This window comes from Sinomonas atrocyanea (assembly GCF_030811715.1).
Lineage (GTDB): Bacteria > Actinomycetota > Actinomycetes > Actinomycetales > Micrococcaceae > Sinomonas > Sinomonas atrocyanea_A.
The window spans coordinates 107,628-130,388 of record NZ_JAUSRH010000002.1 but is presented as its reverse complement, the minus strand read 5'-3'; the positions used below and the strand labels follow the sequence as shown (position 1 = coordinate 130,388).

At 72.2% G+C, this 22,761-nt stretch carries 19 protein-coding genes; 13 read left to right on the top strand and 6 right to left on the bottom strand.

Annotation, left to right across the window (positions count from 1 at the left end):
- Nucleotides 1-69 precede the first annotated feature (69 nt).
- Both J2W21_RS03510 and J2W21_RS03505 read left to right on the top strand, forming a co-directional pair.
- The gene (locus tag J2W21_RS03510) at nucleotides 70-1,086 is read left to right on the top strand and encodes a hypothetical protein (protein ID WP_307113131.1); all 1,017 of its coding nucleotides are present in this window, start codon (nucleotides 70-72) and stop codon (nucleotides 1,084-1,086) included.
- Between the two features lie 81 nt (nucleotides 1,087-1,167).
- On the top strand, nucleotides 1,168-2,748 hold the full coding sequence (locus J2W21_RS03505) for a hypothetical protein (RefSeq protein ID WP_307113130.1): 1,581 nt from the start codon (nucleotides 1,168-1,170) through the stop codon (nucleotides 2,746-2,748).
- A gap of 181 nt (nucleotides 2,749-2,929) precedes the next feature.
- On the opposite strand, the gene J2W21_RS03500 is transcribed toward J2W21_RS03505, so the two are convergent.
- Nucleotides 2,930-3,376, bottom strand: coding sequence for a DoxX family protein (locus J2W21_RS03500; RefSeq protein ID WP_307113129.1), 447 nt, complete (start codon nucleotides 3,374-3,376; stop codon nucleotides 2,930-2,932).
- Nucleotides 3,377-3,621: 245 nt separating this feature from the next.
- The gene (locus J2W21_RS03495; RefSeq protein ID WP_307113128.1) at nucleotides 3,622-5,844 is read right to left on the bottom strand and encodes an NADP-dependent isocitrate dehydrogenase; all 2,223 of its coding nucleotides are present in this window, start codon (nucleotides 5,842-5,844) and stop codon (nucleotides 3,622-3,624) included.
- Between the two features lie 240 nt (nucleotides 5,845-6,084).
- Between J2W21_RS03495 and J2W21_RS03490 the strand changes: the two genes are divergently transcribed.
- The gene (locus J2W21_RS03490; RefSeq protein ID WP_307113127.1) at nucleotides 6,085-6,339 is read left to right on the top strand and encodes a hypothetical protein; all 255 of its coding nucleotides are present in this window, start codon (nucleotides 6,085-6,087) and stop codon (nucleotides 6,337-6,339) included.
- Between the two features lie 168 nt (nucleotides 6,340-6,507).
- On the opposite strand, the gene purH is transcribed toward J2W21_RS03490, so the two are convergent.
- The gene (gene purH / locus J2W21_RS03485) at nucleotides 6,508-8,181 is read right to left on the bottom strand and encodes a bifunctional phosphoribosylaminoimidazolecarboxamide formyltransferase/IMP cyclohydrolase (RefSeq protein ID WP_307113126.1); all 1,674 of its coding nucleotides are present in this window, start codon (nucleotides 8,179-8,181) and stop codon (nucleotides 6,508-6,510) included.
- Between the two features lie 161 nt (nucleotides 8,182-8,342).
- On the opposite strand from purH, the gene J2W21_RS03480 reads away from it, so the two are divergent.
- The 4 genes from J2W21_RS03480 to J2W21_RS03465 all read left to right on the top strand — a co-directional run bounded on the left by J2W21_RS03480 (nucleotide 8,343) and on the right by J2W21_RS03465 (nucleotide 11,150).
- On the top strand, nucleotides 8,343-9,491 hold the full coding sequence (locus tag J2W21_RS03480) for a zinc-dependent alcohol dehydrogenase (RefSeq protein ID WP_307113125.1): 1,149 nt from the start codon (nucleotides 8,343-8,345) through the stop codon (nucleotides 9,489-9,491).
- A gap of 12 nt (nucleotides 9,492-9,503) precedes the next feature.
- Nucleotides 9,504-10,076 (top strand): hypothetical protein, encoded by a 573-nt coding sequence (locus J2W21_RS03475; protein WP_307113124.1) that lies wholly within the window; start codon nucleotides 9,504-9,506, stop codon nucleotides 10,074-10,076.
- A gap of 35 nt (nucleotides 10,077-10,111) precedes the next feature.
- The gene (locus tag J2W21_RS03470) at nucleotides 10,112-10,597 is read left to right on the top strand and encodes a DoxX family protein (RefSeq protein ID WP_307113123.1); all 486 of its coding nucleotides are present in this window, start codon (nucleotides 10,112-10,114) and stop codon (nucleotides 10,595-10,597) included.
- A gap of 79 nt (nucleotides 10,598-10,676) precedes the next feature.
- On the top strand, nucleotides 10,677-11,150 hold the full coding sequence (locus tag J2W21_RS03465; RefSeq protein WP_307113122.1) for an SRPBCC family protein: 474 nt from the start codon (nucleotides 10,677-10,679) through the stop codon (nucleotides 11,148-11,150).
- A gap of 112 nt (nucleotides 11,151-11,262) precedes the next feature.
- Here J2W21_RS03465 and purN read toward each other — a convergent pair whose 3' ends face one another.
- Nucleotides 11,263-11,844, bottom strand: coding sequence for a phosphoribosylglycinamide formyltransferase (gene purN, locus J2W21_RS03460; protein WP_307113121.1), 582 nt, complete (start codon nucleotides 11,842-11,844; stop codon nucleotides 11,263-11,265).
- Between the two features lie 61 nt (nucleotides 11,845-11,905).
- Here purN and J2W21_RS03455 point away from each other — a divergent pair, with 61 nt between their 5' ends.
- Nucleotides 11,906-12,289 (top strand): hypothetical protein, encoded by a 384-nt coding sequence (locus J2W21_RS03455; RefSeq protein ID WP_307113120.1) that lies wholly within the window; start codon nucleotides 11,906-11,908, stop codon nucleotides 12,287-12,289.
- 3 nt (nucleotides 12,290-12,292) lie between these two features.
- Here the strand turns inward: J2W21_RS03455 and J2W21_RS03450 are convergent, their stop codons facing one another.
- Together J2W21_RS03450 and J2W21_RS03445 are read right to left on the bottom strand one after the other, a co-directional pair.
- Nucleotides 12,293-13,603 (bottom strand): cell division protein PerM, encoded by a 1,311-nt coding sequence (locus J2W21_RS03450; RefSeq protein WP_307113119.1) that lies wholly within the window; start codon nucleotides 13,601-13,603, stop codon nucleotides 12,293-12,295.
- Nucleotides 13,604-13,668: 65 nt separating this feature from the next.
- Nucleotides 13,669-14,835, bottom strand: coding sequence for an NADH:flavin oxidoreductase (locus J2W21_RS03445; protein WP_307113118.1), 1,167 nt, complete (start codon nucleotides 14,833-14,835; stop codon nucleotides 13,669-13,671).
- A gap of 154 nt (nucleotides 14,836-14,989) precedes the next feature.
- On the opposite strand from J2W21_RS03445, the gene J2W21_RS03440 reads away from it, so the two are divergent.
- The 5 genes from J2W21_RS03440 to J2W21_RS03420 all read left to right on the top strand — a co-directional run bounded on the left by J2W21_RS03440 (nucleotide 14,990) and on the right by J2W21_RS03420 (nucleotide 22,564).
- Nucleotides 14,990-16,171: a glycosyltransferase family 4 protein gene (locus J2W21_RS03440; protein WP_307113117.1), complete on the top strand. Its 1,182-nt coding sequence runs from the start codon at nucleotides 14,990-14,992 to the stop codon at nucleotides 16,169-16,171.
- A gap of 34 nt (nucleotides 16,172-16,205) precedes the next feature.
- Nucleotides 16,206-17,537 carry a UDP-glucose dehydrogenase family protein gene (locus J2W21_RS03435; protein ID WP_307113116.1) on the top strand — a complete coding sequence of 444 codons (1,332 nt, stop codon included), beginning with the start codon at nucleotides 16,206-16,208 and terminating at the stop codon, nucleotides 17,535-17,537.
- Nucleotides 17,538-17,646: 109 nt separating this feature from the next.
- Nucleotides 17,647-18,285: a DUF6318 family protein gene (locus tag J2W21_RS03430; RefSeq protein WP_307113115.1), complete on the top strand. Its 639-nt coding sequence runs from the start codon at nucleotides 17,647-17,649 to the stop codon at nucleotides 18,283-18,285.
- Nucleotides 18,286-18,560: 275 nt separating this feature from the next.
- A complete protein-coding gene (locus tag J2W21_RS03425; RefSeq protein ID WP_307113114.1) occupies nucleotides 18,561-19,154 on the top strand; it encodes a hypothetical protein in 594 nt (197 codons plus the stop codon).
- 50 nt (nucleotides 19,155-19,204) lie between these two features.
- On the top strand, nucleotides 19,205-22,564 hold the full coding sequence (locus tag J2W21_RS03420) for a DEAD/DEAH box helicase (protein WP_307113113.1): 3,360 nt from the start codon (nucleotides 19,205-19,207) through the stop codon (nucleotides 22,562-22,564).
- Nucleotides 22,565-22,761 lie beyond the last annotated feature (197 nt).

The window sequence follows — 22,761 nt, the reverse complement described above, 5'->3', positions numbered from 1 at the left end:
CACTCCCCGTTCCTAGGATGGCCGCACAGCCCATCCGGGCCGCCGTCTGACTGGGGAGGAGGGCGCGGGATGCGCAACCATGCCGACTGGCGCAGCAGAGCGCGTTCCCTCGTCCGCCATGCGGCGGCTGCTGCGGGCCTCGGCGTCGGCTGGCTGCTCCTCTCGGGCGGCGCCGCGAGCGCCGCCGCACCGCCTCCGGGGGACCTCCTCGGCTCGGTCGTTGCTCCCCCGGTTGCCGCGGCCTCGTCACCGGGGCACTCGACGCCCTCGCTCCTCAGCGCTTCCGTCAGCACGGGAGCCCTCGGCAAGCGCGTGGCCGGCACTCTCCCGCGCACGACGGCGGCGCTCACCTCTGACCCGGTCGGCACCGTCGCTGGACTCGCCGCAGGGGCCACCACGTCCACCGCCTCGGAGCTGCGAGCGCTGCCCGGGGCCGTCGAGCCGCTCACCAATGGCCCTCTCGCGCCGCTCTCCCCCGTCCTCGCACCGGTCGTGTCCGGCACCGCCGGCGCCCTTGGCAGCGCCGTGGACGCCGTGGGCAGCGCAGCCCAGGATGTCGCGCACACCACCACCGCCGTTCTGCCCGCGCCGCGGGTCGAGGTGCCCGTGCCTGTCCCCGCCCCGGTCCCCGCTCACCCCGCACCGGTGGCGGCGCAGGCAGGCGGGACTCCGGATCTGCCTGGCACCGCCGACGCGGTGCCAGCTGCCGAGGCCAGCAGGGCCGCAACCGGCTCGGGGCCGAGAGCATTCGAGGCGGTCCCCGCGGACTCCTCGTTGGATTCCACGACGAGGAGCCTGCTCACCGGACCTTTCGTGTCGGCGGCACTCATGGTCGATGCCGCCGCGTCGGCCGTTCTTCCCGACGACCCGGCACCCAGTTTCCCGACGCTTCCGTGGCTTCCGGCCACCGCGGGCTCCGTGGATGGCGGCCTGCTCGGGCCAGGCGGGTCCGGGCCCAGCCCGGCCGCCCTCGCCGCCGCAGGTTTCGCCCTCGCACTGGCGTGGCGAGCCGGTCCACGGGTTCATCCGCGCGCCGTTCGTGTTCCGGCGCTGCCGGCCTTCGACCCCGGTTCCACTCCCGACTAGGAGGGGACGAGTCTGCCCTCATGCAGGCACATGCGTCCCCGGCGCGCAACGCGCCATCGAATCGTTGTCAGGAGAACTACCGTGAATACCCTGGTGCGCCGAGCAATGCTCGGCACCGTGGTCGCGGGAGGCCTACTCGGCCTCGGCCATGCCGCCGCCAGCGCGGATGCGACCACCGTCACAACAGATCCCAGCGCGGTCGTCACCGCGCCGTCCGCGGTGACAGCCTCGCCGCTCACCGCAGTTACCGACCCTGTGCTGACCCTCAACGCCCCCACCGGTCTCACCACCGGAACCGTCCTCGGCGGCACCGGGACCGGCACCGGAACGGGCCCTGGAACGGGCGCGGCGGCCAGCACCGTCGGCGGGGTCACCGCAGTCACCGACCCTGTGCTCACCCTCAACGCCCCGACCGCCGCCACCACCGGCGCCGTCCTCGGCGGCACCGGGACCGGCACCGTCGGAGGGGTCACCGCAGTCACCAACCCGTCGCTGACCCTCAACGCCCCGACCGCCGCCACCACCGGCACCGCCCTCGGCGGCACCGGGACCGGCACCGGGACGGGCACCGGCGGCGGGGTCACCGCCGTCACCGACCCTGTGCTGAACCTCAACGCCCCGACCGCCGCCACCACCGGCACCGCCCTCGGCGGCACCGGGACCGGCACCGGGACGGGCACCGGGACGGGCACCGTCGGCGGGGTCACCGCCGTCACCAACCCTGTGCTGAACCTCAACGCCCCGACCGCCGCCACCACCGGGACCGTCCTCGGCGGCACCGGGACCGGCACCGGGACGGGCGCGGCGGCCAGCACCGTCGGCGGGGTCACCGCCGTCACCGACCCTGTGCTGACCCTCAACGCCCCGACCGCCGCCACCACCGGAACCGTCCTCGGCCGCACCGGGACCGGCACCGGGACGGGCACGGTCGGCGGGGTCACCGCCGTCACCGACCCTGTGCTGACCCTCAACGCCCCGACCGGCGCCACGACCGGCACGCTGCTTGGCAGCACCGTCCTCGGTGCCTCGGGGCTCGGGGGGATCGGCGCCGCCACTGCGCCCAGGATGTGCCTCGCGCTGCCCCTCGGGATCGGCCTGGGCGCGACCGGTGTAGTGCTGCCGGACGGGGGCTGCGGCATCCCGGGCTCCGTGCCCGGCACGCCTGCCCCCGGCAGCAGCTCCGGCCCGGCGTCCGGTGAGGGCACTGGTACGGACACCGGGGCTGGTCCCGCGACGATGCCGGAGGCCGCCAACGGCTCGGACATGGGCACGATTCCCGGAACCGCCGCGGGTCCTGCGATGCCCGCGGGAATCGGCTCCGCCGCGTGGGGCGGGACCCCGAGCGGACGGAGCGCCACGCACGTGATCGTGCGCATCGCCCCGGTGTGGGGTGCCACCGGAGCGTTCGACAACGGCGCCTCGGGTACGGCGGGGACGGCGACGTCCGCACCGGCCACGAGCTCCGCGCCCGGTCCGTACGCGGCACCTCGGGCCGCCCAGGCGCCGGGGATGTGCCCGGCGTCGCTCGTGCAGGAAGCCGGTGCCAGCCTGAGCCTGACCCTCGCGATGCTGCTCGCGGGACTCGGCCTCCTGCTCGGTGCCGGTGCTGGCCTGGGAACGGGACTGGCGCTGCGCCGGCGCCCCGCGACCGCGGCGGCCTGATACGTCCGCCGGCGCCGGGCCGCGGCTGCCGTTCCGACCGGACCTGGTGAGTTGGGGCATCACGGACCGGTCGGGATTCCGCAGCCGCGGCCCCGGCGCCGGCGGGCAGAGCACGACGGCGCACCGCCCCCGAGGTGTCAGTGCACCTTGGGGCGCGGGCGCCGTTGTCCTTACGGAAGCCTCACGCAGCGATGGTCGCCCAGCGGCCGGACGCGCGACCGAACAGCAGGCCGCTGGCCGAGAAGCGCCCCGGTCCCACGAGGGCCACCGCGGCGGCCCCTGCCGCAAGCACCAGCACGAGCTCCATGCCGCCCTTCTCGACGAACATGCCCGCGGAAGCGTGCACCAGGAACAGCGCGCCGAGCATCTCGAGGGCCAGGAGGATGCCGGCGATCCGGGTCAGCACCCCCAAGATGAGCAGGGCGCCGCCGACGAGCTCGAGGGTGGCGGCCACGGGAGCGGCGATCTCGGCCCCGGGGACGCCCATCTGCGCGAAGGCGCCCTGCGCGCCGGGGATGGTGAACTCGAAGAACTTCTGCCAGCCGTGGGCCAGGAAGACGGTGCCGAGCGCCACGCGCAGGATAGTGCGGGCTGTGTCGGCGAAGACGGGGCTGGTGGCACGTGCCATGGTGGACTCCTTGCTGTCGGGGGCATTGGCTTCGTGATCACCAAGCAGGCGAGCACAATCAATTGAAGCTTCAACCATCATGCCGAGACGGTTAGGCCGTGTCAAAAGCATGACGCCCGATAAGTCCCCCAGCGCACCGACCCCCGGACGGCAACGGCGCCCGCCCGCCGGAGGTGGTCGATCACCTCCGGCGAGGGGCGCCGTCGTCGTGGGCGGGGCTCAGCCCGCCCGGAAGGCTGCTTGCGCTACTTGGCCAGACCGTCCACGATCCCGTTGAGCGTCTTGGAGGGACGCATGACCGCGAACACCTTCTCCTCGTCCGGGCGGTAGTAGCCGCCGAGCTCCACCGGCGAGCCCTGCACCGCGAGCAGCTCCGAGACGATGGCCTCCTCCTGCGAGGCCAGAGCCTCGGCGACGGGAGCGAAGGCGGCGGCGAGGCCGGCGTCGTCCGTCTGCTTCGCCAGCTCCTGCGCCCAGTACAGGGCGAGGAAGAAGTGCGAGCCGCGGTTGTCGATGGTGCCGAGCTTGCGGCCCGGGGACTTGTTCTCGAGGAGGAACGTGCCGGTGGCGCGGTCGAGCGTGTCCGCGAGGACCTTCGCCGCCGGCAGTCCAGCCTGCTCCGCATAGAGCTCGAAGGACGGAACCAGCGCGAAGAACTCGCCGAGACTGTCCCAGCGCAGGTAGTTCTCCTTCACGAGCTGCTGGACGTGCTTCGGGGCGGAGCCGCCCGCGCCTGTCTCGAAGAGGCCGCCGCCGGCGATGAGGGGGACGACCGAGAGCATCTTGGCGCTCGTGCCCAGCTCGAGGATCGGGAACAGGTCGGTGAGGTAGTCGCGCAGGACGTTGCCCGTCACCGAGATGGTGTCCTCGCCCTTGCGGAGCCGCTCCAGCGTGTAGGCGGTGGCCTCCGCGGGCGGGAGGATCTCGATGGTGAGGCCCTCGGTGTTGTGCTCGCCGAGGTACTCGCGGACCTTCGCGATGAGGTTGCGGTCGTGGGCGCGGTCCTCGTCGAGCCAGAACACGGCGGGCGTGTCGGTGGCGCGGGCGCGGTTGACGGCGAGCTTGACCCAGTCGCGGATCGGCACGTCCTTGGTCTGGCAGGCGCGCCAGATGTCGCCGGGCTCGACAGCGTGCTCGATGAGCACGTCGCCGGCCTGGTTGACGAGCTGGACCGTGCCCGCGGCCGGGATCTCGAAGGTCTTGTCGTGGCTGCCGTACTCCTCGGCCGCCTGCGCCATGAGGCCCACGTTCGGCACGGTGCCCATCGTGGTGGGATCGAGGGCGCCGTGCTCGCGGCAGTCGTCGATCACGGTCTGGTACACGCCGGCGTAGGACGAGTCGGGCAGGACCGCGAGCGTGTCATGCTCCTGGCCGTCCGGGCCCCACATGTGGCCGCCGATGCGGATCATGGCCGGCATCGAGGCGTCCACGATCACGTCCGAGGGGACGTGGAGGTTGGTGATGCCCTTGTCCGAATCCACCATCGCCAGGGCGGGTCCCTCGGTGAGCCCCTTCTGGATGAGGTCCTTGACGCCGTCGCGGACGTCCTCCGGAAGCGCGTCCAGACCGTTCAGGATCGCTGCGAGGCCGTTGTTGGGGCTCAGGCCTGCGGCGGCGAGCTGCTTGCCGTACGTCTCGAACAGCTCGGCGAAGTACGCGGTGACGACGTGGCCGAAGATGATCGGGTCGGAGACCTTCATCATGGTCGCCTTGAGGTGGGCCGAGAAGAGGACGCCCTCCTCCTTGGCGCGGGCCACCTGCGCGGCGAGGAAGTCATCGAGGGCGGCGGCCCGCATGACGGTGCCGTCCACGACCTCCCCTGTGAGGACCTTGATGCCCTTCTTCAGCTCCTTGACGGTGCCGTCCGGGAGGGCGAGCTGGATGGTGAGGGAGTCGTCCGAGGGGATGACGACGGACTTCTCGTTCGAACGGAAGTCGTTCTCGCTCATCGTGGCCACGTTCGTCTTGGAGTCGGCGCTCCAGGCACCCATCGAGTGCGGGTTCTTGCGCGCGTAGTTCTTGACGGAGAGCGGAGCGCGGCGGTCCGAGTTGCCCTCGCGGAGCACCGGGTTCACCGCGGAGCCCTTGATCTTGTCGTAGCGCGAGCGGATGTCCGTCTCCTCGTCGGAGGAGGGGTTGTCCGGGTAGTCGGGCAGCGCGTAGCCCTGGGACTGGAGCTCGGCGATCGCGGCCTTGAGCTGCGGGATCGACGCGGAGATGTTCGGCAGCTTGATGATGTTCGCCTCGGGCGTCTTGGCGAGGGCGCCCAGCTCGGCGAGCGCGTCCGACTGCTGCTGCTCGGCCGTCAGATAGTCGCCGAATGCGGCGATGATGCGGCCCGAAAGGGAGATGTCCCGCGTCTCGATCTGCACACCCGCCGCCGAGGAGTAAGCCTGGACGATCGGCAGGAAGGAGTGAGTCGCCAGCATCGGCGCCTCGTCCGTGTGCGTATAGATGATGGTGGCCATGGGTGTGCGCCTCCTGCGGAGCTGGAGCAGACCGCGGCGCGGATGCGCGCATCAGCATGGGCCGCAGTGTGCGTGAGTGCTGCTATGTCAACGTCCTTAACTTACCGGAGACAGAGCCCTGGCCCGATTCGTGACCGCCCGAGGCCCGGATCGGGCGCTCTGCGTGCCTAGACTGGCCCGGGGGGCAGGAGGCGCGGCCCCCTGCCCGCCATCGACCAGCAGCGATCCTCAGGGGAGAGAATGGCACAGCATTCCGCGTCCGTCGGCGACGAGGACCAGGCGCCCGAGCCGGCGATCGAGGAACTGGGGGCGTTGGTCCTGCGCGTCTGGCGGGAGCCCGGCGCCGAGCAGGGCCTGAGGGTGCGCATCCTCGCCTCGGAGGGACAGAGCGAGCCGGCGAGCATGGCGGTGGTCGCCGATCCCGAGTCTGCCCTCGAGGCGGTCCGGAAGTGGCTGGAGGCGCGGCAGGGGCCGCCCGGAGCCCCGCGGGGCTGACCCGCCCCCGCGGAAACCACAGCCGCGCGCCCCGCGTACCCGGAATGCCGATTCGGCGACGAGATGCGTACCCGGAACGGGAAAAGGGCGACGAGATGCGTACCCGAAACGGGAGGAGGGAGGCGGGGTCCGGTGTGACCCCGCCTCCCTCCCGTGCCGCGCTCGGCGTCAGTGGAAGAAGTGGCGCGCGCCCGTGAAGTACATCGAGATGCCCGCGGCCTTGGCGGCCTCGACGACCTCCTCGTCGCGGACGGACCCGCCGGGCTGCACCACGGCCTTGACCCCCGCGTCGATCAGGATCTGCAGCCCGTCGGCGAACGGGAAGAACGCGTCCGACGCCGCGACGGCGCCTCGCGCGCGCTCCGGCGCCGACCCGGAGCCGCCGGTGCCGGACGCGCCGCCGGCGGAGTCGACGTCGGACGTCACCTCCACGCCGAGGGTGTTGGCGCGCTCGACCGCGAGGCGGCACGAGTCGACCCGGTTGACCTGGCCCATGCCGATCCCGACCGAGGCGGTGTCCTTGGCGAGCAGGATCGCGTTGGACTTGGCGGCGCGGGAGGCGCGCCACGCGAAGGCGAGGTCGGCGAGGGTCGCCTCGTCCGCCGCGTCGCCCGCGGCGAGGGTCCAGCGCGCCGGGTCGTCGCCCTCGGCCGAGAACGTGTCGCTGACCTGGGCGAGCACGCCGCCGGAGATCTGCTTGATCTCGGTCGGGTAGCGGCCGTAGCCCTCGGGAAGGGCGAGCAGGCGGATGTTCTTCTTCTTCGAGAGGATCTCGACGGCCTCGGGCTCGAAGTCCGGGGCGATGACGACCTCGGTGAAGATGCCCGCCACGGTCTCGGCCATGGCGCGGGTCACCGGGCGGTTCGCCGCGATGACGCCGCCGAACGCGGAGACCGGGTCGCACGCGTGCGCCTTGCGGTGCGCGTCCGCGATCGGGTCCTGGGCGCCGGGGGTGGCGACGGCGATCCCGCACGGGTTCGCGTGCTTGACCACCGCGACGGCGGGCTCGTCGAAGTCGAAGGCGGCGCGCAGGGCGGCGTCGGCGTCGACGAAGTTGTTGTAGCTCATGGCCTTGCCGTGGAGCTGGTCCGCCTGGGCGATGCCCGCCGGGGCGGCCCGGTCCACGTACAGCGCAGCCGGCTGGTGCGGGTTCTCGCCGTAGCGGAGCACCTCGGAGCGCTCGAGCGCGAGCCCGGCGTACGCCGGCCAGTGCACCGCCCCGTTCTCGTCCTCGTCGGGGAACTGGCTCGCCGTCCACGTCGCCACGGCGGTGTCGTAGGCCGCGGTGTGCGCGAACGCCTTGGCGGCGAGGCGGCGGCGCGCCGCGAGGTCGAAGCCGCCGGCCTTCGCGGCGGCCACGACGTCGCCGTAGGCTCCCGGGTCCACCACGATGGCGACGGCGGCGTGGTTCTTCGCCGCGGAGCGCACCATCGCGGGGCCGCCGATGTCGATCTGCTCGACCACGTCATCCATCGCAGCCCCGGAGGCGACCGTCTCCACGAACGGGTAGAGGTTCACCACGACGAGGTCGAACGGCTCGATCTCCATCCGCTCGAGCGTCTCCATGTGGGCCGGGACGCGCCGGTCGGCGAGGATGCCCCCGTGCACGCGCGGGTGCAGCGTCTTCACCCGGCCGTCGAGCATCTCGGGCGAGCCGGTGACCTCCTCGACCTCCTGGACCGGGACGCCGGCGGCGGCGATCCGCTTCGCGGTCGAACCCGTCGAGACGATGCGCACGCCGGCTTCGTTGAGGCCGACGGCGAGCTCCTCGAGCCCCGACTTGTCGTACACCGAGATCAGGGCTCGGCGGATGGGAACACGGTCCAGCTGGGTCACAGGCACTCGTCTTTCTCGAAGCAGCAGCGGGGAGGGGTCGGCGCCATTCTACCGTCGCCGCCCCGGGCCGCCCGGGTGCGCGGTTGGTTGACGGAGCACCTGGCGGGGAAGGGTCTGGCCAGAGGTGCCCGAAGCATCCCGTCACCCAGCGAGGAGGGAGGTCCGCTGTGCGCGCAATGGTCTACCGGGGCCCGTACAAGGTCAGGGTCGAGGAGAAGGACATCCCCTCGGTCGAACACCCCAACGATGCGATCGTCCGCGTCACCCTCGGCGCCATCTGCGGCTCCGACCTGCACCTCTACCACGGGCTGATCCCGGACACCCGGGTCGGGACCACGTTCGGCCACGAGTTCATCGGCGTGGTCGAGGAGGTCGGCCCGTCGGTGCAGCACCTCAAGCGGGGCGACCGCGTCATGGTCCCCTTCAACGTCTACTGCGGCTCGTGCTACTTCTGCGCGCGCGGCCTGTACTCCAACTGCCACAACGTGAATCCCAACGCCACCGCGATCGGCGGGATCTACGGCTACTCGCACAGCTGCGGAGGGTACGACGGCGGCCAGTCCGAGTTCGTGCGGGTCCCGTTCGCCGACGTCGGGCCCTCCCTCATCCCCGACTGGATGAGCGATGAGGACGCCGTCCTGCTCACCGATGCCCTCCCCACCGGCTACTTCGGGGCGCAGCTCGGGGACATCTCCGAGGGCGACACGGTGATCGTCCTGGGCGCCGGGCCCGTGGGCCTCTTCGCCGCCGCGTCCTCCTGGCTCATGGGAGCCGGGCGCGTGATCGTCGTCGACCATCTGGACTACCGCCTCGACAAGGCCAGGGAGTTCGCGCACGCCGAGACGTACAACTTCGCCGAGCACCGGGACATCATCCTCGAGCTGAAGAGGGCCACCGACTACCTCGGGGCGGACGTGGTGATCGACGCGGTTGGCGCCGAGGCGGACGGGAGCTTCCTCCAGCATGTGGCGGGGGCCAAGCTCAAGCTCCAGGGCGGATCCCCGATCGCGCTGAACTGGGCGCTGGACGCCGTCCGCAAGGGCGGAACAGTGTCCGTCCTCGGCGCCTACGGGCCAGCGCCCACGGGCATCAAGTTCGGCGACGCCATGAACAAGGGGCTCACCATCCGCACCAACCAGTGTCCGGTCAAGAGGCAGTGGCCGCGCCTGTTCGAGCACATCCGCAACGGCTACCTCAAGCCCAGCGAGCTCGTCACCCATCGCATCCCCCTCGAGCACATCGCCGAGGGCTACCACCTGTTCTCGAGCAAGCTCGACGGCATCATCAAGCCCCTCGTGGTCCCCGGGGCGTCCTGAAAGGAGCCAGCCATGCCGTACACCGCCGACATGCGCCGCCAGCCGCCGTCCGCAGACGAGCTCCGCGGCCGGATCCCGGGCTGGGGAGCAGACCTGGACCCCGCGGACCGGCCCTCGGTGCCGCGGGAGAAGCGGGAGCCGACGGGGGCCCACTGGGACTTCCCGGAGCGGCAGCCGGAGAACGCCCCGCGCGAGCGCTCCCTCGAGCACAAGTTCCTCACCCCGGCGTTCGGCACGACCACCCCGCTGCACGGGGCCTCCGGCGCCATCCGCCGGTTCGCATACCGGCGCTACAGCGAGGGGCAGACGCCGCACTGGCTGCTGCTCCTGGCCGGGGACCGCGTCGATGCCTGGGAGTCGCACCTCCGATCTTTCGCGACGCGCCATCCTGACAACCCGATCACCGAGTCGGGCATCCTCGCCGAGGCCGGCCGCCGGCCGCTGTCTTCCCGGCTCGGCCGGAACCGCGCCGACCTCAAGCATGCGTGGATGGACCCGATCATCGTGGGCGGCCCCTGGGCCGCGGCAGTCGTGGTCGCCTGGCTCGGCGTCCGCCGGCTCCTGAAGCCCTCCCCCACCCGCTAACGGCCTACCCTCCACCACCGAAAGGCATACACACCATGGGATTCAAGCCCAGCCACGCAGTCCTGCGCCTCGTCACGGGCGCCTTCTTCCTCAACTCGGGAGTCTCCAAGTTCTCCCTCGACGCCGAGGGCGCCGGGCGGCTGCAGGACATGACCGCCAACGCGATCCCCCAGGCCAAGCAGGTGGCCCCGACGACGTTCGGCAAGCTGGTCGCCGGCGCCGAGGTGGCACTGGGTGCCGCGCTGCTGGCGCCCTTCGTCCCCACCCGGCTCGCGGCGCTCGGGCTCACGGCGTTCTCCGGCGGCCTGCTCGCGGTCTACGCCAAGACCCCGGGCCTGACCCAGTCGGACGGCATCAGGCCCACGCCCGCCGGCGTGCCGATGGCCAAGGACGTCTGGCTTGCCGGGATCGGCGTGGCCCTCCTCCTCGACCGCAAGCACCATCCCGTCAAGGCCCGCCGCAAGGTGGCGCGGGCCAGGGCGGCCCAGGCGAAGACGGCCGTCAAGGCCGCCGTGAAGTAGTCCGCCCCGTGTTTTGATCCCCGCACCTCCGGGTACCTGTAGAGAGTCCCCACAGCGCCAACTTCGCTAGGAGAAACGCATGTCTACCGTCCAGGAAACGATCGATGTTGCCGTCCCCGTCGCGACGGCGTACAACCAGTGGACCCAGTTCGAGTCCTTCCCGCACTTCATGGGCGGCGTCGAGTCCGTGGTCCAGCAGGACGACACCCACCTGCACTGGACCACGAAGGTGGCCGGGCAGACCCGCGAGTTCGACACGGTGATCACCGAGCAGAACCCGGACGAGCGGATCGCCTGGAAGAGCATCGACGGCCCCAACCACGCCGGAGTCGTCACGTTCCACCGGCTCAACGACGCCGAATCCCGCGTGTCGGTGCAGTTCGACTGGGAGCCCGGCTCCGCCACCGAGAAGATCGGTGCAGCGTTCGGCGCCGACAACGCCCAGGTCAAGAGCGACCTGAAGAAGTTCAAGGACTTCGTCGAGTCCCACGGCGCCACCGGCGGATGGCGCGGCTCCGTGGACGCGCCCCCGCAGAGCGGCGGCACCCTCTGACCCGCAGCTTTTCCGCGCACGACGGCGCGTGCCCCGCTCAGGCGGGCACGCGCCGTCGTGCGTCTCCCCCTGCTGGACCGGGACAGGCGGCGCCAGCCCGGGTCAGCCTGGCTCAGGCGGGTGCGGGGACCTCTCCGGCGGCGAGCCGGCGCAGGACGTCGATGAGCAGGCGCCGCTCGATGACCTTGATGCGCTCGTGGAGGGAGTCCTCGTCCTCACCGTCGGCGACCGCGAGCGCCTCCTGGGCGATGATGGGCCCGGTGTCCACGCCGGCGTCGGCCCAGTGGACGGTGCAGCCGGTGACCTTGACGCCGTAGTCGAGGGCGTCGCGGACCCCGTGCGCGCCGGGGAAGGCGGGCAGGAGCGCGGGATGGGTGTTGAGGTAGCGGCCGCCGAAGCGCGCGATGAACGCGGGGCTGACGATCCGCATGAAGCCCGAGGAGACGACCACGTCCGGGCGGTAGGAGGCGACCTTGTCCGCGAGGGCGGCGTCCCACTCGTCACGGGTGGGGAACGAGTTGAAGTTCACCACGAAGGTCTCGATGCCGGCCTCGTCGGATCGCTCGATCCCATAGGTGCCCTCGCGGTCCGCCCCGACGGCCGCGATCTCGACATCGAGATCGCCGGCCCTCACCGCGTCGATGACGGCCTGCAGGTTGGAGCCGGTGCCGGAGACGAGGACCACGATGCGCATGGGAAAACCTTACCGGCGCCGCGCACGCCGGCCGTCCCGCGCGCCGGTAGGGTGGGGAACCGTGACCGCCCCGGCCTCCCTCGCCCGCACCCAGTTCCTGCTCCGCGCCCTCGCGGTGGCCGTCCTCCTGACGTGGATCGCCGCGGCGCACGGCGTCGGCTGGGCCTGGGCCTCGGCACTGCTGTCCGCGGCGGTGCTGGGCGGCGGGATCACGGTGCTCGTGCTCGTCGGGCGCGGGGGCCATCCACGGTCGCTGGCCGTGGGGGCTGTGGCCGGCATGCTCGTCGGGCTCGTGCTGGGGCTCTACTCGGCGGCCGCACTGGCATTCGCCGGGCAGGTGGCCCGCTTCGAGGAGTGCTCCCACCACGCGATCACGATCACCGCCAAGGACATCTGCCAGGCGGACCTCCGTGCTGGCCTGGCCGCGGCCGCACAGCGAGGCTGAGTTCTAGGCGTCCGCCGAGTCGGCGCTGCGGGCGCGGGAGCGCTCGAGCCATGGCCCGAGCCCGTAGCCGATGCAGGCCCCGACCGCGGTCTCGGCCCCGACCCAGACCAGCATCCACAGCGGGCTCACGCCGAGGTCGGTGAGCCGGCCGACGCCGGCGGAGCCGCTCGTGAGCCACGCGAGCCCGGCCGCGAGGGCGCCCGCGACGGCCCCGACGAGTGCGCCGAGGAAGAGCGCCGAGACAGGCGCCGAGAACCAGCGGGCGCGGACCTTGATCGAGAGCCACTCGTCGAAGTGGTCCTCCCCCTCGCGCACGAACCACCAGCCGGCGACGAGGCCGCCGAGGACCGGCACCACCAGGGCCGCCGGGCCGAACACGAGCGGCCCGGTGGGCACGGCGGCGAGCATCGGGACGGGCGGCAGGGGCCCCACCGCGGTGGCGAGCGCACCCGCCGTCGAGCCCGTCCCGAGGGCGACGCCGGCGCCGGACGCCCAGCCGAGCGTCCAGACGACGAGGTGGGGGATGTAGCCGATCTGGGCAACGGTCAGGGCGGCCCCGCCGACGGCGTCTGCGCCGACGCCCTCGAACACGGCGACGGCCTCGGCCCAGTGGCCCAGGAGGTCCACGGCGAGCAGCAGCGCGGCGAGGGCGAGCGAGGTCAGCAGGCCCACGGCCCCGGCGCGGACCGCCGCCCAGACGTAGCTGCCGGCCCAGCGCGAGTACTGGCCGGTGCGGGCGATCCAGTCGACGGCGTCCACGCCGATGAGCCGGGTCCAGGCGCCGGCCTCGCGCCGGGCGCCGGCCACGAGGCCGAGGCCCGCAGGGACCATCGGGATCAGGGTCGCGGCGACCATGCCCACGTCCACCTGGGCCGTGCGGCACACGAACGCGGTCGCGAACGCGAATGCCGCGTAGGCGGCCGCGGCCCCGGCGAGCGCCTGCCACAGCGTGTCCGCGTAGGAGGCGCGGGCGAGCCGCCGGCCCGCGCGCCAGGCCAGGAGCACCGGGATGATCGTGAGCCCGAGCGGGACGAGGGACAGCGTCCCGGTCACCGGCTGGGCGGCCTCCGACGTCCCGGCGGCCAGGCTGAGCTTGAGCGGCACCCCGTGGGCGAGGAGCCACGCTTGGCCCGCCAGGCGGGCGGCGTCCTCGGGCGGCCAGGGCCCGAGGCCGCCGGTCATCCAGACGGCGAACACGGGCACGATCGCCAGGACGGCGGAGATCAGGAGGGCCTGGACGGCTTCCGCGGCCCCCTGGAGCCACAGCGGCATGGGGAGCCCGCGGAGTCCAGACTGGTCGGCGCGGAGTTTCATCGCCCTCCACTGTGCCACGGCGCCGCCGGTGCGCCGCTCAGGCGCACCGGCGCTGCCGGCCGGGCTCAGGAGAGGTGGAGGCGGTCCTCGGCGCTGAACGGGCGGATCTCGTCGGTGCGCCCCTCGCGGACCTTCTCGACCCAGAACGGGTCGGAGAGCAGGACGCGGCCCACCGCGACGAGGTCGAACTCGCCGCGACCGAACTGCGCCAGCAGGGCCTCGAGGCCGCGGACCTGGGAGCGCCCGCCCTCCTGCCACGTGACCTCGAACTCGTTGTCCAGGCCCACCGAGCCGACCGTGATGACCGGAAGGCCGGTGAGCTTCTTGGTCCAGCCGGCGAGGCCGAGGGCGGCGTCGCCGGCGTTCCCGGCCTCGGCCCCGGCCTCGGGGAACGCGGGCTCCCAGTGGCGCCGGGTCGACGGGTGGAAGGCCGAGACGCCCGCCTCGGCGAGGGTGCGCAGGATGGTGCCGAGCTCCTCGGGCGTCTGGGCGATCCGGGCGCCGTAGTCGCCGGACTTCCACTGGGAGAAGCGGAAGATCACCGGGTAGTCGGGGCCGACGGCGGCGCGCACCGCCGAGGCGACCTCCGCGGGGAAGCGCAGCCGGGCCTCGAGCGAGCCGCCGTACTGGTCCTCGCGGCGGTTGGTGCCCTCCCAGAGGAACTGGTCGAGGAGGTAGCCGTGGGCGCCGTGCAGCTCGACGCCGTCGAACCCGGCCTCCTTGGCCGCGGCGGCGGCCCGGGCGAAGTCGTCCCGGATGCGGGCCAGCTCCTCCACGGTCGCGGCGCGGCCGCGCTCGGCGCCGATCGGCGCGATCCCGGAGGGGCTCAGGGACGGCAGCTGCGGGTTGAACTCCGCGTGGTCTCCACGGGCGGCGCCGAGGTGCCAGAGCTGGGGCACGATCGTGCCGCCGGCTGCGTGGACCTCCTCGACGAGGCGGCGCCACGCGGCGAGCTGGGCCTCGCCGAACAGACGCGGCACGCGGGTGCTGGGGCCGGAGTCCTCGGAGACGTACACGCCCTCCGTGATGAGGAGCCCGACGCCGGCCGCGGCGCGGCGCGCGTAGTAGCCCACGACGTCGTCCGTGACGGTCCCCTCGGGCGAGAACTCCCGCGTCATGGGGGCCATGACGAAGCGGTTGGGCACGCGGAGGGTGCCGAGGTCGAACGGCGTGAAGAGGCTCGAGAGCGGAGCCGCCGTGGCGCGGCCGGTTGCGGTGTCCTGGATCGTCATGCTCTGGGCAACCGAGCCCCGCGCCGCACCATTCCCCTGGCCCTGCGAGTGTGGCGCACCTCACGCAGCCGGTCTGCCGGGCGTTCACCCGGGCTTCCCCCGCAGGTCACGCCCCCGCCGCCGCCCGGCCAGAGAAGCGGCGGAGCGTGGAGGCGTGAGGATCGCGATTGTTGCCGAGTCGTTCCTGCCGCAGATGAACGGCGTCACCCATTCCGTCCTGCGGGTGCTCGACCACCTGCGTGAGCGCGGCGACGACGTGCTCGTGCTCGCCCCGTCCGGCGAGGGCGCCGGCGCAGTGTTCCCGCAGCATGAGACCGTCTCCGGTGCGAGGGTCGTGCGGCTGCCGGCCGTGCCGGTGGCCGGGTACCCGAATGTGCGGATCGCGTTCGGGGCCGTGCCGAGGGTGCGGCGCCTCCTGCGGGCGTTCCAGCCGGATGTGGTGCATCTGGCCTCCCCGTTCGAGCTCGGGTGGCGGGCCGTGCGCGCCGCGAGCCAGCTCGGGATCCCCACGGTGGCGGTCTACCAGACCGAGGTGCCCGGGTACGCCGCCCGGTACGGGGTGCCCTTCCTCGAAAACTGGGCCTGGCAGCGGGTCGAGGCGATCCACCTCCTCGCGGACCGGACCCTCGCGCCGTCCACGTTCGCGCTCAACCAGCTGCGCGGGCGCGGGATCCCCGGCGTCGAGCTGTGGCGCCGCGGCGTGGACACGGACCGGTTCACCCCGGCGAAGCGCGACGCCGTGTGGCGGGCCTCGGTGGCCGGGTGCACCCCCGAGGGCTCACCGGTGGCCGTGATCGGCTATGTGGGGCGGCTCGCGGCGGAGAAGCAGGTCGAGGACCTGCGCGTGCTCGCGGACCTGCCCGGCACCCGCCTCGTGGTGGTGGGCGACGGGCCTCTGCGCTCCCAGCTCGAGGCCCAGCTCCCCGGCGCGCTCTTCACCGGCTTCAAGGGCGGCGAGGACCTCGCGCGGATCGTGGCGAGCTTCGATCTGTTCGTCCACCCGGGCGAGTTCGAGACGTTCTGCCAGACGATCCAGGAGGCCATGGCCTCCGGCGTGCCGGTGGTCGCGACCGGCCGGGGCGGCCCGCTCGACCTCGTGCAGAACTCCAAGACCGGCTGGCTGTACTCCCCCGGCGACCTGGCCCAGCTGCGCTCCTACGCCCAGGACCTTCTCGGCGACGACGCGAAGCGGGCCGCGTTCGCGGAGGCCGCCTGGCGGAGCGTGCAGGGCCGGTCCTGGAGCGCCATCTGCGGCGAGCTCATCCGCCACTACGAAGACGTCATCGAAGAGCGCTGGTTGAGCGGAGTCGAAACCACCGCCCGGCGAGTCCGCTGAGTCCGCTCAGTCCGCAAGAGAAGGAAGCGACACCATGAAGATCTCCGTCATCGGCTGCGGCTACCTCGGGGCGGTCCACGCCGCCACCCTCGCCTCGATGGGCCACACCGTCGTGGGCATCGACACCGACGCGGACAAGGCGGCGCGCCTGGCCCGCGCCACCGCACCCTTCTTCGAGCCCGGACTCGAGGAGCTCCTCGCCGACGGCCGGGCCACGGGCAGGCTCGCCTTCTCCACCGACATGGCCCTCGCCGCGGACTGCGACGTGCACTTCCTGTGCGTCGGGACCCCGCAGGCCAAGACGAGCGGCGTCGCCGACCTGGGGTACCTGGAGGCGGCCGCCCGCTCGGTGGGCCGGCACGCGAAGCCGGGGGCCGCCGTCGTCGGCAAGTCCACGGTCCCCGTGGGGACGGTCCACCGCGTGCGCGAGTGGCTCGGCCGCGAGGACCTCGGGCTCGCGTGGAACCCCGAGTTCCTGCGGCAGGGGACCGCGGTGAAGGACTCGCTCGTGCCGGACCGGCTCGTGTACGGGGTGGCGGACGACGACGGCGGGGCGGCCGCCGCGCGGACGCTCGATACGGTCTACGCTCCCCTGCTGCAGGCCGGCGTGCCCCGGATCGTGTGCGGCTTCGCGACCGCCGAGCTCATCAAGTCCGCGGCGAACGCCTACCTCGCCACGAAGCTGTCCTACATCAACGCGATGTCCGAGCTGTGCGACGCCGCCGGGGCCGACGTCACCCAGCTCTCCGCGGCCATGGGCCTGGACCCCCGCATCGGCCAGCGTTACCTCGCCGCCGGCCTCGGCTTCGGCGGCGGGTGCCTGCCCAAGGACATCCGCTCGTTCCGCGCCCAGGCACAGGATCTCGGCGTGGACTCCGTCGACGCGTGGATGGGCCTCGTCGACGCGGTCAACGAGGGCCAGCGCGGGCGCGTCGCGGCCCGCGCCGCGGACCTCTGCGGCGGCGACGTCGCGGGGCGGCGCGTGGCCGTGCTCGGCGCGGCGTTCAAGCCGGACACCGACGACATCCGTGACTCCCCCGCCCTCGATGTGGCGGTGCGGCTCGCCGCAGCCGGGGCGCATGTGGTCGTGACCGACCCGAAGGCGATCAACAACGCCTGGCTGCGCTTCCCACAGCTCGAGTTCGAGCCGTCCCCGGCCGCGGCGCTCGACGGCGCCGAGCTCGTCCTGCTGCTGACCGAGTGGCCGCAGTTCCGGGCCATCGACCCTGCCGAGGCCGCGTGCCGGGTCCGCCGGGCCGTCATGCTCGACGCGCGCAATGTCCTCGACGCTCGGGCCTGGCGGGACGCGGGCTGGGAGCTCCACGGCCTCGGCACCGGTGACGCCCTCCCGGCCCGGGCCCGGTGAGCGGCCCTGTGGATAACTCCCGACAGGTCTAGTCATGAGCTTGTAGACTGCCGGACAAGCGTCGCCATGCACCGGGCGGCGCCCACACCAACGACCTCGGGGGATGTCAATGGCGATTCGCCGCAGCACGCTTCGCTCTGCCCTGCCCGCTCTCGTCCTGGCCTCGGCCCTCGTGCTCTCCGCGTGTTCGGGCGGAGCCGACGCCGAGTCCCAGGTCTCGCCCACCGGCTCGGCGAGCGCCTCCGCGGCGGCCACGCCGACGCCGACCGCCGATCCCCGGCCCACGCCTGCCAGTTCCACCGGGCCGGCCCGGAACCTCCCCAAGCCCGAGCTGCCCGCAGCCGCCAAGGAGAACACCAAGGCGGGTTTCGAGGCCTTCACCCAGTACTGGTTCGACACTGTGACCTACGCGCTCGAGACCGGCGACACGGGGCCGCTCAAGGCGGTTTCAAAGCCTGACTGCAAGATCTGCAACGTCTACGTCGCTAGAGGTGATCAAGTCAAGAACGAGCGGGGATGGAACATTGGTCCGCGCTGGACGGTCTCAGGGTTCTCCAGCGACCTCAAGTTGGATCCCTTCGGTCAGGCGGTTGGCTATTTCACTCTGGAGGAGTCGTCTTCGGCTCAATTCGACAAAGCAGGTACCCGGACCAAGACACTTGACGGAGGAAAAGCGGAGGGAGCAAAGGCGCTGTACGCGAGGTACGCGGACGGCAAGTGGACAACCTCTGAAGCAGGTCGGGCGTGAAAGCCCCTACTCGTTTAGCGCTCGGCCTGCTTCTTGCTGCGATCGTTCCCGCCGCAGCTGCAACGGCCGATACCGGGGTGGACTGGGACGGAGCCGAACTCGAGGCCCATGGCCAAACCGATGGCAAGGTCGAGTTCAAGTTTCCACGGGTGGAAGGAGCGAAGGAGGTCTTCGTCTATTCCTATGCACCCGCCTGCGCCGAAGACACCGACACGTTGGATTCGGGAACGTGTGCGGCGTTAGACAGCCGATGCAGTGCCGAGCCGGACGGAAAGATGGTCGTGTGGGAACGGCAGGACACCCGCAAGCAGGGGGCGCCGTGGGAGCGGCTGGAGCAGGCATGCCTCTACCCAAGCAAGCCGCCTGAGCGGCCGGGCGACGTCGTCATCGCGGTGACGGAGAAGCAGCTGCGCGAGCTGCCGATCAAGGCACCCAAGCTCGGCAGCCAGCCTGGACGCCACACGCTCAAGGGCGCGGAGACCAACATCTACGCAGAGCCGTCCGACCAGTCCTTCTCGATCACCATCGTCGGCAAGAAGGTGGACATCCGGGTCAAGCCGAGCGAGTACCGCTGGTCCTACGGCGACGGGACGAGCTTGGTCACCGCGGTCCCCGGCGGCCCGATCCCCGAGTCGCGGTGGGGCGAGAAGACCGCCACGAGCCACGTCTACGCGGCGACGGGGGACGTGAACGTCGGGCTGACGACCGTCTTCACCGGCGAGTTCTCGGTGGACGGCGGCCCCTATCAGACCATCGCCGGCAGCGCCCCAGTCCCCAGCACGCCGAAGACGCTCAGCGTCTGGCGATCCGAGGTCAAGCTCTACGCCGACGACTGCAACGCGAACCCCACTGGCCAGGGCTGCTCGTAGCCCCGCCCTCCCGGCCCATGACTGTCGGTGGCGCATGGGACGATGAAGGCATGGCACCGCTCTCCCTCCCCGGCCAGCATCCTGGCACCGGAGGCGGAGCCCTGCCCCTCGTGGACGTGGCCGGGATGGTCAACCGGATCGGCGCCGCGGCGATGTCCCGGGCCCATGCCTATGCCAGGGAGGGACGCGTCGAGAACCTCGCCTGGCACCCCGACATCACGGAGATGACGGCCGAGGTCTTCGGCACGGCGGCGGAGCCGTACGAGGTCGGTGTGTACCTCAAACCGCAGCAGGCCACCTTCCGCTACGCCGGCGGCTGGTGCACCTGCCCGATCGCGGCGGACTGCAAGCACGTCGCCGCCGTGGTGCTCGCCGCGAACACGCAGCGGCTGCGCGCCGAGGCCTCCCAGAAGAGCGCAGTGCGAGCCGCTGAGCCAGCGTGGAAGGGCGAGCTGCGGCGCATCATCAACCCCGCGGGCGAGCGCCATCTGCAGGGGCGCTCGGGCCGGCTCGGGCTCCAGTTCGAGCTCCGCGACCTCGAGACCCGTCTGGGCGCCCGCCTTGCCCGGTCCGGGGGCCGCCGCCGGGATGAGCACCGGCTGGGCATGCGGCCGGTCGAGTACAACCCGACCACCGGCCGGTGGCTGCGCAGCGACCTCTCCTGGAGCAGGTTCGGGCGCCCGGACCACGTCGGCGACTTCTACACACCGCACTTCGAGCTGCTCCGCGAACTGCAGGCCCTCCGCCTCGGGACGGGGTCCGGCTACTGGAACGGCAACGATCCCTGGCTGTACCTGGACGAGTTCACGAGCCCGCTGCTGTGGACGCTGCTCGGCGCCGCCGGCCCGCTCGGCCTCGAACTGGTCGCCGCCCGGCGCGGAACCGGGGTCACCCTCGCGGAGGGGACCGCCGTCGTCGGCCTCGAAGCCCTCCCCGGGGAGGACGACCCGGCCGCGCTCCGGCTCGTCCCGACCCTCGCCGTCGAAGGCGTCGCCCTGCCGACGGAACGTGCAGGGACGGTCGGCGACCACGGCACATACGCTGTGGTGCGCACCGGCGCCGACGAGGAGCTGATCATCCTCGCCCAGTCCGAGTCGCGGCTCGGCGAGCGGGAACGCGCGCTCCTGGGCACCCCCGAGGGCGTGGAGATCCCGGCCGCCGACCGGGAGGCGTTCCTCGCGGAGTTCTACCCGGACCTCGCCCGCTCGGTCACGATCACCGCGGACGACGCGGTGGACCTCCCGCCCATCGAGCCTCCCCTCCTCGTGCTTACCGCGAGCTTCGGACCCCGGGACGAGCTGCGGCTCGCCTGGCACTGGGAGTATCCGGCGGGCGACGCCGTCCGGCAGCTTCCGCTCGCGCCGGTCCCGGGCGAGGGCTTCCACCGGGACGAGCCGGCCGAGGAGGGCACGCTGCAGCGCGTCGCGGAGGTCCTCGCCGACAGCCCGCTGCAGGGGGCGCCGATCGGGCCCGCGCGGCTCGAGGACCTTGACACCGCCGACTTCGCCGAGCGGGCCCTCCCGGCCCTGGAACGGCTCGAGGGCGTCGCGGTGCGCATCGAGGGCACCAAACCGGACTACCGGCGGCTCGAGGGCGCCCCGCAGCTGGTGCTCAGCGCGGTCGAGTCCGAGAAGAACGACTGGTTCGACCTCGGCCTCATGGTGAAGGTCGAGGGCCGGACCATCCCCTTCCAGGACATTTTCACCGCTCTGGCGCGCGGCCGGGACAGGGTCCTCATGCCGGACAAGACCTGGTTCCGCATCGATACCCCGGAGATCCGCCGGCTCAAGCGGATCATCGACGAGTCCCACGAGCTGCGCGAGTGGCGCATCGAGGGCCCTCCGGCGAAGAGGCCGCCCAGGCTGAGCGTCTACCAGGCCGGGCTCTGGGACGAGATCGCCGAGCTCGCGGGCGAGACCGTCGAGCCAGCCCGGTGGAGGCAGACCGTCGACGGGCTGCTCGACCCGCATGCCCTCGACCCGGTGCCGGTGCCCGAGGGGCTCAGGGCCACCCTGCGCCCGTACCAGGACGAGGGCTTCCAGTGGCTGGCGTTCCTGCACCGGCACGGCCTCGGCGGGGTGCTCGCGGACGACATGGGGCTCGGCAAGACGCTCCAGACCCTCGCCCTGATCCTGCACGCGCGCAGCACCGCGGACCCGGACCCTGCTGCGAAGCCCCCGTTCCTCGTCCTCGCCCCCACCTCCGTGGTGCCGAACTGGGAGGCCGAGGCCGGGAGGTTCGCCCCGGGCCTGCGCACGGTGGCCCTCACGGACACGCAGGGCAAGTCGGGCACCCCCGTGGCCGCGTCCGCGCACGGGGCGGACATCGTGGTGACGAGCTACGCCCTCTTCCGCCTCGACTTCGAGGCCTACGCGGCCCTGGACTGGTCCGGGCTCATCATGGACGAGGCCCAGTTCCTCAAGAACCGCGCCACGAAGGCCCACCAGTGTGCCCGGGACCTCGAGACCCCCTTCAAGCTCGCCCTGACGGGAACCCCGCTCGAGAACAACCTCATGGAGCTGTGGGCCCTGTTCGCAATCGTCTCGCCGGGGCTGTTCCCGGCCGCGAACCACTTCGCCCAGGACTTCGCCCGACCCATCGAGAAGGGCGGCGACGCCGAGCGGCTGGCAAGGCTCCGCCGTCGGGTGCGTCCGCTCATGCTGCGGCGCACCAAGGAGGCCGTGGCCACCGAACTGCCGGAGAAGCTCGAGCAGCGCCTCGAAGTCGAGCTCTCCCCCAAGCACCGTTCGCTCTACCAGCAGTACCTGCAGCGGGAGCGGGAGAAGGTCCTGGGCCTGGTCGAGGACCTGGACCGCAACCGCTTCATCGTGTTCCGCTCCCTGACCCTCCTGCGGCTCATGGCCCTGGACCCCGCGCTCGTGGACGACTCGCACGAGGGCGTGACGCCCGCGAAGCTCGATGCCCTCCTCGAGCAGCTCGACGACGTGGTGGCCGAGGGCCATCGCGCCCTCGTCTTCAGCCAGTTCACCTCGTTCCTGAAGAAGGCCGCCGAACGCCTCGACGCGGCGGGGATCGCCTACGAGTACCTCGACGGATCCACCCGGCGCCGCGGCGAGGTGGTCTCCCGGTTCAAGGAGGGCGAGGCCCCGGTGTTCCTCATCTCGCTCAAGGCCGGCGGCTTCGGGCTGAATCTGACGGAGGCGGACTACTGCTTCCTCCTGGACCCGTGGTGGAACCCTGCCGCGGAGGCCCAGGCAGTGGATCGCGCGCACCGGATTGGACAGTCCCGGAGGGTCATGACGTATCGTCTGGTGGCCAAGGGCACCATCGAGGAGAAGGTGATGCAGCTCAAGGAGAAGAAGGCCGCGCTGTTCTCCTCCGTGATGGACGACGACGCGATGTTCTCCTCGAGCCTGACCGCCGAGGACGTCCGCGGGCTCCTCGCCTAGCCCACGCCGCCGCAGGCTTCCTCGACCCTTCCCTGGATCACGATTTGGCAACAGAGGATTTGTACCCTACCGTAGGTATCAGTTCGGTAACGGACTCCGCCCGCGATAGCTCTCTGCGAGGCGTCATAAAGCCTGCGGCCGACTGCCGTTGGCCACATATGCCGGGTGCTGCCGTCCACCGTTCGCCGCCGTCTGCG